Below are 11,119 nucleotides of genomic sequence, written 5' to 3' on the forward strand. Positions count from 1 at the left end.
TCGGCTTCTGTCGTCCGTGTTGTGTGGTGCGCTCGGGCTGCGTCAGCGGGCTGAGCTGGGGGCGCGCCGGTAGACGGTTTCCATGGCGTCGTCCTGGCTGGCCTTGACGAGGGCGAGGGCGTGTTTTCCGAATGACCGGGGGCGTGCTTCTCGGCCGACGAAGCACACGGTGCCCAGCACGAGTCCGGTGCGTACGTCCAGCAGGGGTGCGCCGGCGTAGGTGCGGATGCCGATCCGGTCGACGACGTCGTTGCTGGCGAACCGCGGATAGGCGCAGACGTCGGGCAGGACCAGGGCCCGGCCGCGGGACATCACGTCGGGGCAGTAGCCGTGGTCGAGGGCCATCGTCCGGTCGACCGCGGGATCCTCGCCCCGGCCGGAAGGGCTGCAGAGCCCGACGAAGTTCTGCTGGTCCAGGGTGATGTTGACCATGGCGTACGGGACGTCCGCCGCTTCGGCGAGCCGGGCGGCGAGCGCGTCGAACTCGGCCACGGGGGACAGTCCCAGGCCCAGCTCGCGCAAGCGCCGCGTTTTGAGGTCGAGGTCAGGATCCGGCTGCCGCAGATGCAGCCCGGAATCGGCATCGTAGGTCACGTCAGTACTCCCTGAGGGGTGGAGGGCTGTGCGGATTTGGCGGCAGTCACGGCGTAGGCGACCAGGGCAATCAGCACGGTGGCCACGGAGGATTCATCGCGGGCGTCGCAGAGGAGGACCGGAACTCTGGGCTCAAGTTCGAGCGCGGCCCGGACCTCCTCGGGCCGGTAGCGGTGGCTGCCTTCGAACTGGTTGACCGCCACGGCGAAAGGGATGTCCCGGTCTTCGAAGAAGGCGACGGAGCTGAAGGACTCAGCCAGACGACGGGTGTCGGCGAGGACGACCGCACCGACCGCGCCGGCGGTCACGTCCTCCCAGATGAACTGGAAACGCGGCTGGCCCGGGGTGCCGAAGAGCATCAGGACCATGTCCGGCTCATCGGCGCCCGGCAGTGTGATCCGTCCGAAGTCCATGGACACCGTGGTGGTGGTCTTCGCTTCCACACCGTCCAGGCTGTCGGCCCCGGCACTGGCCGTGGTCAGTACCTCTTCCGTGGTCAGCGGCTCGATCTCACTGACGCTGCGCACCAGCGTGGTCTTGCCGACTCCGAAACCGCCCGCCACGACGATCTTCACCGCGTACGGGTCCAGCGCGGGCGGCAGGGCCTCACATCGCGAACTTCTTTTTGAGCCGGGCAAGGAGCACCTCCGTCATTTCTATGGCGCTCGCCTCGGTTGGCGGCAGGGCCAGCGTCAGGGCGCCGGACTCGATGAGCTCGGAGAGGATGATCTTGGTGACATGTGCGGACAGCCCGAGTGTCCCGGCCACTTCGGCGACCGAGCACGGTCGCTGCCGGCACAGGGCGAGGGCCTGCTCCGCCTCCTGGCTCAGTACCTCGGCCACCACCACCGTCGAGGGCGTTGCCTTGACGAGTGTCGCCAGCCGCATCCGGTGGGAGGGCTCAGTCCTCCCACCGGTCACCGCATACAGGCGCAGCCGGGCGGTCGGCTCCTCGGACCAGGTCGGGCCGGTAAAGGAACCCATCTCACTGGCCCACGCCGACGGGCTCTTCGCGCTCCCTCACCGGGGTGACCAGATGCGGCTTCACACTGGCCACCAGCAACGACATCTCGTTGCCGATGACGCCCGGATCCGCGTCGGCGCCGGCCTGGACCGCCAGCAGCGAGCCCTCACCGCCGCTCATCACGAAAAGGAACCCGCTGTCCAGCTCAGCCACAACCTGCTTCGGACCGGCCTTCGACGGTTGCTGCTGAAGTCGGCTCGCTCCTTTGGCCAGCGAGTACAGGCCCGACATTACGGCGCACATCCTGTCCGCACCGGCTTCGTCCAGGATGCCGGCGCTCGCCTTTCGCATCCCTTCGGCCGAGGAGAGTGTGGCACTGTGCGCGCCTGGCACCCGCTCGACAAAGTCCTTCATCAGCCACTGAAGGCTCGTGTACTGCTCGGAATCGGAAACTGTCTGAACCGGCACGTGAACTCCATAACTGCATTGATGCCCGGTCCGGCCGGACACCGGTGTGCGGTGGGGGATAGTCGAATACGGTCAGTCGAGCGGACGGGCAGACGGCGGGCTCTCGCCGCCCGCCTCCGCCCTTTTGACACCACTGGTAAACCTCGCCATGAGAGCGGAGCTGGCGGGGCCACTCGTCCCGGTGGGCGGACTCTCCACGGAGCGCTCACCGCTGTCGACGGGGGTATCACTGCGCCGGGGCAGAGGCGGCCTGCCGTCCGCATCCGGCACCGGCGAGGGCCGTGCCGCGGGTTTGTCGGCGGCGCCGGCGCCCCGCCGGGGCAGGCCACGCACGGCAGGCCGCTCCAACGGCACGGCGTAGGGCCGCAGACCGGCCTCCACGGCAGGCGCGGAAGTGGTTACCGTCGGCAGGACAACCGGTTTCGGCGCCGTGAGCAGAGCCGGGGGAAGAACCACCGTGGCCCGGGTGCCACCCAGGTGATTGGTGCTGAGGGTGATCCGGATCCCGTGCCGCTGCGCTATCAAAGCGGTGACCGGCAGGCCGATCCTCCCCTCCTGCAAGTGCTTGCGCACATCCACCTCGGCGGACGACAGCAGACGGTTCCACCTCTCCATGTCCGCAGACGTCATGGCCAGCCCGCCACGGTCATCGATCTCGACGGCAACCCCCGCGCCGACCCGCCCGGCCCGCACCTCCACCCGCCCGGGAGAGAACCGGGTCCCGTTCTCGACAAGCTCGGCCAGTGCGTGGATGACGTCGGCCGCCGAATACCCCACGATGGCGACATCCGCGGGAACCGTGCCGACGACATGCGCACGGGAGAAGTGCTCAATCTCGGAAATCGCCTGCCGAAGAGACTTACCCAGCGGAACCGGATCATTGATCTTGCGGCCCATCGCACCGCCTAGCACCGCCAGGCTCTCTGTGTGCCGCCGCATCCGGGTCGCCAGATGATCGATCTGAAACAGGCCGTGGAGCAGATCAGGGTCCTCGACCTGCTTCTCGACCACGTCGAGCTTCCGCAGCGCCCGGTCCACCAGGGCGTGCAGCCGCCGGGCGATCGAAACAAACGCCTTCACCTGGTCGGGCGGCTGGTACAGCCCCGCCTGGGCCACCGCGTGCACCGCCTCGGCGAAGGCGCGGTGAAGAGACCGCTCCACCGCCTGGAACGCATCTCCCGAGCTGTGCACCTGAGGACTCACGCCCAGCTGGGGCGGTTGTGGCCGCTCCCCCTGGGCCACTCGCTCCGTCATCAGCCTGACGTCGGCCAGCCCGGCGGTCACCACGGCCTCAAGGTCCGTGATCCGTACCCGCACCCGGTCCTCAAGGTCCTGCTGCCGCCGGTGCAGCGCGACCGCCGTCGCAGTCGACTGCCGGCACGCCACGATTACAGTCGCCACCCACCCCACCACTCCCGCCGCCGCGGCAGTCGCCATCCCGCGGCCGTCCATACCGATGACACACACCACACACACCGCCCCGACGTTCGCCGTGGCGAAGAGAACGGGCACCATCGTCAGCCTGCGCAGCCGCACACGCAGACCACCCTCGGTCCCCAGGTCACCCGCCTTGGCACGCCTGCGACCGTGACGGTGGGCACGCGCGGAGGGCGCGACGAACAGATCAGGCATCAGCGCTCTCCCGGGAGAAAGCACCGTCCACCGGCTGGCCGGCCAACGGCCGCGGTGCGGACCGCGCTGAGTTCAGCACCAGGTGCAGCGCGTCGAACACAGCGTGCGCGTCTGTCAGCACAGCCGTTCCGGCGGGCGGCAGCAGCCATATCGACCCCACGCAGATGCGCGGCCCCCCTCCGGGGCAGAAAAGATTCGCCCGCCGGACCATCAGCAGGTTTGCCTGCGGCAGCGACGGCCACGGCGTGATGGGCACGTGGATCACGCCGTGCTCACCGCAATGCAGAGCGGTGCCCATTCGCGCTCCGCCGGACCGCAGCGTGCGCAGGACCCTCAGCCCGAGCCGCGCGCTGAAAGTCGCCGTGTCCCAGCTCCTGCCTTCGTCGAGCAACGGTGCGCGAGGGTCCAGAGACGGACGCAGCCGCCAGAGATCATCCGTCGGCGACAGCTCCGACGCAGCGGACATTTGTACAGGGGCGGACATAGCTCTCTCTCAAGTCGGGCCATACGGCAAGGCGAGGCAGCGGGGTAAAGCAGTGCGTTGGGCAAGCGACGTGACAGGTCAAGGCGGGGCAGCGTCACCGCCGGGCCGCAGGCGACGTTTGGGCTGACGCGCGTCGCACCCCCGCCAGTCAGCGCAGAAAGAATCGATGAACGGCCCGGACGAGCCGTCGCTCTCCACGACCTCGAATACGAGTTCGTTGGGCGAGGCGGCAACGTCGCACAACAGGCAGACCGCCAGTCGCGCATCCTCAGCCGGCGGCGAAGAGGGCACCGCAGCCCCCATCGCGTGCCAGCGGGACCTATTACGGCAGCGGGCAAAGCACGCAGACTCGTCCATGCACACCGCCTGGACCCACCACTTAGCGCCCCCAACGGGAAGAAAATCGCGGCGGTGCAACGTAGTTGCTCGCACTACACGCTCACAAAGGCCACATTGCGCAAAAGCGTTGGCGAGCACGGGCAAATCCGGCATCAGAGCACCTCGGCCAACGCGCACCGAGCGCTTACGTCTTCCTGGATCACGACCTCGTAGGCCAGACCCTGCGGTGACATGACGTTCACCGTTCCCCAAGGGCGCGGGTCGCCGACGGCAGCATCCGGGCGCAGGCCAGCGGAAGCGCTAAGCCGTATCGGGGGATGGTGCTTAAAAAGCACTGCATGTGGAACCGTCCCCGTCCCCAGCGCGGCCTGCTGGCAGTTCAGCGAGTTCGGTCCGGCGGGTGCCAGAAACATGCGCGGCGACAACAGCCACCCGGGTTTCCCTGTCTCGGTCTGAGGCGGGACGTGCATGGCGACCCCTCGTAGTCCAGGTATTACGTTGCCTCAGCGTTTCAACTCGGAGCTCGCCTGTCGCGGGCGCCGGTGACCAAGTTTCTTGGCGCTCCTGCGACTCGTTGACCAGCGGGGATAATCGTCCTTAGACGTAGAGATGGACGAGTTGGGCACGCTGGAAAGGCTCGCTCCTCTCCCTGTTCCGTTTGATAGTGGCTAACGTGAGTGGCAGCCCGCACTCAGGGAGGGACAATGTCGCCATCACCAGCGCCGGGGTCGAAGGCAGACCGCGATGGCCTGCGTCACGAAATGACAGCTGCCGGATGCACCACCGCGCAGATCGCTGTAGAAATGCGCGTGCGCCTACGCGTACGCATCCGGGAAGCGTGGCGGCACGCCTGCGGCTGGACACTCCAGGAAACAGCGGACCGAATCTCCGCGCAAGCAGGACATCCCATCGCCGCCGACGCTTCACTCGTCGGCAAGTGGGAGAAATGGCCGGGGCCGAGTAGTCGGCGGCCTACGCTCCAAGTGCTCGTCGCCCTAGCCGCAGTATACGGCTGCAAAATTGACGACATTCTAGACATCGAAGACCGCCGCGCTCTACCCACGGCCGACCTGCAAGTCCTTCAACGTCAGGCGTCCAAACCACAGGAACGAACTCCGGCACCGGTGCAACCCACGGCTCCGCCGCAGCCTGAGCCCGACAGCGTCCTTGCCGCAGCCGCCGAGTCTGCTGCCTGGGCGCAGTGGGCCGAGACAACCAACGTGGGCGACATCACGTTGGAACAGCTCTCAGCGGACGTTCAGACACTGGCCCACGAGTATCTCGCCGGCGACGCTGTCCAAGTCTTCCAACGTACTCGGCTCTTGCGAGATCGAGTGTTCGCCCTCCTGGAAGGTCACCAACCGCCACGCCAAGCCACCGAACTGTACGTGTCAGCGGGATACCTCTGTGGCCTCCTCGCCTGGATGTCCTCCGACCTCGGGAACCTCCGCGCCGCCGACACCCACGGTCGCACGGCGTGGCTGTGCGCCGAGAACGCGGGTCATGACGATCTGCGAGCTTGGGTCTGTTCCACAAGATCCAAAATCGCACTGTGGGAAGGGCGCCTACGCGACGCAGTGAACCATGCCCGGCGCGGCGCTCACGTCAACGCCCGCGGCAGCGTGGGCGCGTTACTCGCCTGTCAAGAGGCTGACGCCTGGTCGATGCTCGGTGCTGCCACCGAAGCGGAGGCAGCACTCACGAGAGCACTCCAAGCCCGTGACAGCACAGGACCAGACGAGATCGGCGGTCTCTTCTCATGTCCGGATGCCCGGCAGGAAAACTACGCAGCCGCCGTCCACCTCCGAATCGGCAAGCCTGCGAAGGCCCTACGTGAGGCCGAATCGGCGCTCACGCTCCTCGCCACGCAGCCGGTCCGGCCCTATGGAACCGAGGCGCAGATCCGCATCAGCCAAGCCGCCGCGCTTTATAGCGGTGGCCAGCCCGAAGGTGTGATGGAGGCCCTCGGTCCCGTACTTGCAATGCCGGGCGAGCGCCGCATGGGCCCGGTGACACAGCGCATGAGGGAGCTCGGCGCTGCGATGACCCGCAGCCCAGCAGCCAATGCTGGAGTAATAGGTTCCGTACGTCGAACGATCGAGGAGTGGTGCCTCGATTCGGCCCGCCAGCATCTGGCCCTCTCGTCAAGGGACGGCCCCACCTGATTGGATCTCCAGTCATGACCTCTCAACCCGAGCACATGCGTAATCACTGGTGGTGGCGGCCGGGGTGGTCCGTCGGCCGCCGCTTCTACACCTGGCACCTGACCTTCGGAGAGCAACATGACGTCCACCGCTTTGCCGAGCAGCACCGAAAAGCCCTATCCCACATCGACGGTCTCGATCCGATTCCCGATCAGTGGCTGCACCTGACCATGCAGGGCGTCGGCTTCGTCGACGAGGTCGACCGAGCGGCTGTCGACGCGATCGTCGAAGCTGCCCGCGTGCGGCTCGCCGCAGTGCCGGGCTTCGATCTAACTCTCTCCACGCCGAGAATCGACCCCGAGGCCGTGCTCGTGCCCGTACAGCCGGACGGGCCAGTACGAGCCGTTCGTCACGCGATCCGCTCAGCAATCCGCGATGTCCTTCCAGAGGTGCCGGAAGCATCGGCCGGATTCATGCCGCACGTCTCTGTCGCATACAGCAACAACAACAATCAGGTGTCGCCCCTTTCCGAGGCCCTGGCCGCAGTCGACATTCCGCCGGCCACAGCACGCGTGAAATCGGCCGAGTTGATTGTCCTGCACCGGGACAACCGCATGTATGAGTGGACGCCATACGTTCAAGTGCCGCTCGGGTGATCTGGACGCACGAACGACTGGACCATCCCGGGGCGGACGTTCGTGCGTCGAAGCTGCTTTCTGAAACGACTTGCGTGGCCAGCTTGATCGCCTCGGACGAGGTTGCTGAGGCACCGTCGCCCAGTGGCAGGGAGACGGCGATGACAGCCCATAGGACCTTTAGCTCGCCGTTTCGCGCAATCCCGACAAGTGGCGTACGGCCGAGTCGAGGGGGTGACGATCCTCTGACAACTCCGTAAGGAACCCCTTCCGCGGGAGGTCGGGCAGGGCGGCTCGGCAGGCATTGGGGAAGTCGGACGCGATCTGCCCGAGAAGCTTGGACGTGCTGTGCGCCGCGAGGAACAGGCCGGCCAGCCGCGTCGCAGGAGGAAGCTTCTTCACCGGCTTGACTGACAGGGCGCGCGTGGTCCATCCGGACACCCGCGAGCGCACGTTCTTTCCGAAAAGGAGCGGGTGATCATCTGTCCGGGTCAGGTCGAGGACTGTGATCGATACCGGAGTCGATCGTCGCTGAAGGGAGCGCCGCCGATCTGCCAGCCCAGGCAGCGAAGGGCGTCTACGGCTTCGCGCGCATCACCGAGGAGATGTGAATCTTCTGCCAGGCGCTGTCCCAGTAAGTGTCCGCGTTCAACGTCGCGCGTAGGGCGTCCAGTTGATCCGGGACGAGAGCAGCACCGGTCAGGGTTCGCCTGCCGGTACAGCCGGAGCGGGATCGGCGATGGCTTGGGTGCTGTGGGAGATGTGCCCCCTCGTGAGCCTTATCCCGGCGCGGCCCGGGAGGCAGTGTCTGTCCTCGGCCGGCTTCACCGTCGTGGGACGCGTGTTCCTCTTTCGTCGGCTCGTGAGGAGGATTTGATGACCGCTTCAGGGCCACCACTGAATATCAGTGACCACCTCCCTGCTCCCTCGATCAGGTCGGTCGGGACGGCCGTCGCAGGCCGTAGCTACTCTCAATCGGACCTTCTGGGCCACTTCGCCGTCTCCGACCCGAAGGTGGCTCGCCTGTTCCGCTCAAGCGGGATCCGGCGCCGCTTTCTGACGCTTCCTGATCCGGGCAGCGACGGGCGCCCGATCGAGGAGAGCGCGGGCGACCTCCGGGGCAAGCACCGCCGGATCGCGATTGACATGGGCAGCCGGGCGATCCGTACCTGCCTGGTGAGGGCCGGTCTCGCCTCGGAGCAGGTGGGCTATCTGTGCTGTGTGACGACGACGGGGCTGCTCACCCCCGGGCTGAGCGCGCTGCTGCTGCGGGAGATGGGGCTGCCGCCGACCGTTCAGCGTCTCGACATCGTGGGAATGGGCTGCCACGCGGCCATGAACGGCCTTACCGCTGCCAGGTCATGGTGTGTGGCCAATCCCGGGTCCGTCGCGTTGGTGTTGTGCGCCGAGGTCTGCTCGGCCGCGTACGTCTTCGACTCAACTATGCGCACCGCGGTGGTCAACTCCCTCTTCGGTGACGGTGCCGCCGCCGTGGCTCTCACCTTCCGGCCTGCCCTTTTGACCCGGGAGCGGGAAGGCGAGGCCAAGCCCGTTCCGCATCTGTTGTCGTCGGCCAGCCAGGTAATCACGTCGGCGGTGGACGCGATGCGCTTCGACTGGGACGACCGGAAGGGAAAGGTGTCCTTCTTCCTCGACCCTCAGATCCCGTACGTCATCGGGGCGCATGTGGAGGAGGTCGTCGATCGTCTTCTCGCCGGTGCCGGCCTGCGCCGAAGTGCTATCAGCCACTGGTTGGTCCACGCGGGAGGTAGGAAGGTCGTCGACGCGGTGCGGGTGAACCTGCGCCTGACCCGGAATGACGTTCGGCACACGATGGCGGTGCTGCGCGACTACGGAAACCTCTCCAGTGGCTCAGTGCTGTTCTCGTACGAGCGTCTGGTCGAGGAGGGGGTTGTCCGAGCGGGGGACTATGGAGTGATCATGGCGATGGGGCCGGGTTCGACCATCGAGACCGTCCTGGTCCGATGGGTGGAGGATGCGTGATGCAGGGGAAGACCGTACGGGCCGGTGAGGTGCTGGAAGTCGACATCGACGGGAGTGCGGGGCTGACCGCAGCGTTGGTCGCGGCCGTCAGCGAGGCCAGTGACCGGGCCGAGGACCACCAGGCGGCTGTCGTGGTTCTGCGGATCCGGGGGGATGCAGCCCCTGGCGTTCCGGTCCCGGACATGGCTCTGCTCACGAAGTGGGAGAGCGCGCTGCGACGGCTGGAGAGGCTCCCGGCCGCCTGTGTGGCGGCGATGTTGGGGCCGTGTGCCGGGGCCGCGCTCGACGCGGCATTGGCGGCGGACTACCGGATCGCGCATCCGACGGTGGTACTGACGCTCTGCGTGGAATCCGGTGACGTCTGGCCGGGGACGGCGTTGTATCGGATGAGCCGCCTGTCACAGCGGGCTCCTGTGCGGCTGGCGGCACTGTTCGGTGAGCCGGTGAGTGTGGGCGATGCCCTCGCGGCTGGCCTTGTGGACGAGGTGGCCGAGGAGCCGTCGGCGAACGTGGGACGGCTCGTCGAGCGGCTGACCGGCGTGTGGGGCCCGGACCTTGCGATCCGGCGGGACCTGCTGTGGGGCAGCGCGGCCGAGTTCGAGGGAGCCCTCGGTGGGCATCTGGCGGCCTGCGACCGAGTGCTGCGCCGCCTCAGGGACTCCGCCTGAAGTGGTCCGGCCTCGTCCGTCGAGCCCGGCGCCCGCACACGGGCGCCGGGCGCTCGTGCCGTCAGGCAGGAAGAGGCACGCGCATCTCCCGGTTCGCACGCAGGGCCAGATCTCTGATGCTCTGGTTACGCTTCCATCGGCTGGCCGCCTCCAGTAGGTCCGCCACGTAGTCCCGGGCGCGGGCCGACTGGACAGAGGCAAGGATGTCCACGGCCTGATGCCCGTGGTCGATGCCCGCCTCCAGGTCTCCGGCCTGCATGTGCGTGGCTGCCACTACCGCGGTTCGTAGCCCCACAGCCCGGGTGAACTGGTCCTTGCTCATGGCGCCCGCCTCACGGCTCCAGCGAAGCGCGGCCTTGGGCTGGGCGAGATCGCGGTGAATCTCGACGGCGTCGGTGGCGAGCCGGGCGTGCGTAAAGTATCCAAGCCACTGCGGATCGTTCTCGGCGCGTACCTGGTCCAGCAGCGCCTCGGCCCGGTGGAGTGCGGCGCCGGCGTCCTGGGCGTGCCCGGCGCGGGCATGCGCCCGGGCCTCTGCCAGTTTCGCGAAGGCGAGCACGCGCGGCGCCGCGACGTGGCGGGCCCGCTCGTAGGCGCCCTCCGCCATGTCGGCGGCTTCTGCCGGGTGTCCCGCGAGGAAGGCCTGGAGGGCCATCGTCGACAACACGTAGCATCCGCTTTGGACGTTGCCCGCCAGTCGGGCGAGCCGGAGAGCGTGTGTCAGGTGCCGCTGGGCGGCCTGGTGGTGGCCCATGTCGACGGCGGACCAGCCCACCGCCCGTGAGAGCTCCGCAGCCGCCGTGAACAGTCCTTGACCGATCTCGTCCGAGTAGGTGCCGCGCAGCATGGGGGCTGCCTGCACGCGCAGGGTCCTGGCGATGGCGCTGGTGCGCCAGTCTCCTCCGCCGAATCGGGAGTCCTGTTTTCTGGCGAACGCGGCGGCGTGCCACAGCGTGGTGACGTCGTCGCGGCCGATCCGGCGGCCTGCGAGACCGCGTACCGGAGGGTCTGCGGGCACGGACAGCCACCGGGTGGCCGGGGCCATGAACGCCGGGGCGATAAAGGCCGACGTGCTCACACTCAGAAATTCTCTGAGCTTGATCCGCTTTGGCGGACATCCGAGATCAGGGGTTCGTCCCCGGGAGGATGTCCATCATGGAGAGCATGGGGAAGAAGAAGCCTCGCCC

11 protein-coding genes are annotated in these 11,119 nt (G+C 67.5%); 4 read left to right on the forward strand and 7 right to left on the reverse strand.

The features are described 5' to 3' along the window. Nucleotides 1-42 precede the first annotated feature (42 nt). The 6 genes from ABZ707_RS32190 to ABZ707_RS32215 form a co-directional block, all read right to left on the reverse strand. Nucleotides 43-594: a GAF domain-containing protein gene (locus tag ABZ707_RS32190; RefSeq protein ID WP_360182043.1), complete on the reverse strand. Its 552-nt coding sequence runs from the start codon at nucleotides 592-594 to the stop codon at nucleotides 43-45. After that, nucleotides 591-1,232 (reverse strand): ATP/GTP-binding protein, encoded by a 642-nt coding sequence (locus ABZ707_RS32195; RefSeq protein ID WP_360182046.1) that lies wholly within the window; start codon nucleotides 1,230-1,232, stop codon nucleotides 591-593. Before ABZ707_RS32195 ends, ABZ707_RS32190 begins: the two co-directional genes overlap by 4 nt. Then, a complete protein-coding gene (locus ABZ707_RS32200; protein ID WP_360182049.1) occupies nucleotides 1,201-1,578 on the reverse strand; it encodes a DUF742 domain-containing protein in 378 nt (125 codons plus the stop codon). The genes ABZ707_RS32195 and ABZ707_RS32200 overlap by 32 nt, the downstream gene beginning before the upstream one ends. A gap of 1 nt (nucleotide 1,579) precedes the next feature. Beyond that, a complete protein-coding gene (locus ABZ707_RS32205) occupies nucleotides 1,580-2,026 on the reverse strand; it encodes a roadblock/LC7 domain-containing protein (protein ID WP_360182052.1) in 447 nt (148 codons plus the stop codon). Between the two features lie 72 nt (nucleotides 2,027-2,098). Next, nucleotides 2,099-3,658 (reverse strand): ATP-binding protein, encoded by a 1,560-nt coding sequence (locus tag ABZ707_RS32210; protein ID WP_360182055.1) that lies wholly within the window; start codon nucleotides 3,656-3,658, stop codon nucleotides 2,099-2,101. Beyond that, nucleotides 3,651-3,956: a hypothetical protein gene (locus tag ABZ707_RS32215; protein WP_360182058.1), complete on the reverse strand. Its 306-nt coding sequence runs from the start codon at nucleotides 3,954-3,956 to the stop codon at nucleotides 3,651-3,653. The genes ABZ707_RS32210 and ABZ707_RS32215 overlap by 8 nt, the downstream gene beginning before the upstream one ends. A gap of 1,508 nt (nucleotides 3,957-5,464) precedes the next feature. On the opposite strand from ABZ707_RS32215, the gene ABZ707_RS32220 reads away from it, so the two are divergent. The 4 genes from ABZ707_RS32220 (at nucleotide 5,465) to dpgB (ending at nucleotide 9,932) form a co-directional block, all read left to right on the forward strand. After that, on the forward strand, nucleotides 5,465-6,646 hold the full coding sequence (locus ABZ707_RS32220; protein WP_360182061.1) for an XRE family transcriptional regulator: 1,182 nt from the start codon (nucleotides 5,465-5,467) through the stop codon (nucleotides 6,644-6,646). A 14-nt stretch (nucleotides 6,647-6,660) separates the two neighbouring features. Beyond that, on the forward strand, nucleotides 6,661-7,281 hold the full coding sequence (locus tag ABZ707_RS32225; RefSeq protein WP_360182064.1) for a 2'-5' RNA ligase family protein: 621 nt from the start codon (nucleotides 6,661-6,663) through the stop codon (nucleotides 7,279-7,281). Between the two features lie 855 nt (nucleotides 7,282-8,136). Next, nucleotides 8,137-9,264: a 3,5-dihydroxyphenylacetyl-CoA synthase DpgA gene (gene dpgA / locus ABZ707_RS32230; RefSeq protein ID WP_360182067.1), complete on the forward strand. Its 1,128-nt coding sequence runs from the start codon at nucleotides 8,137-8,139 to the stop codon at nucleotides 9,262-9,264. Then, nucleotides 9,264-9,932 (forward strand): enoyl-CoA-hydratase DpgB, encoded by a 669-nt coding sequence (gene dpgB, locus ABZ707_RS32235; protein ID WP_360182070.1) that lies wholly within the window; start codon nucleotides 9,264-9,266, stop codon nucleotides 9,930-9,932. The genes dpgA and dpgB overlap by 1 nt, the downstream gene beginning before the upstream one ends. A 61-nt stretch (nucleotides 9,933-9,993) precedes the next feature. On the opposite strand, the gene ABZ707_RS32240 is transcribed toward dpgB, so the two are convergent. Continuing rightward, complete coding sequence (locus tag ABZ707_RS32240; RefSeq protein ID WP_360182073.1) at nucleotides 9,994-11,010, reverse strand: sporulation protein; 1,017 nt, start codon at nucleotides 11,008-11,010, stop codon at nucleotides 9,994-9,996. Nucleotides 11,011-11,119: the final 109 nt, after the last annotated feature.

Source organism: Streptomyces sp. NPDC006923 (genome assembly GCF_040635655.1).
Taxonomy (GTDB): domain Bacteria; phylum Actinomycetota; class Actinomycetes; order Streptomycetales; family Streptomycetaceae; genus Streptomyces.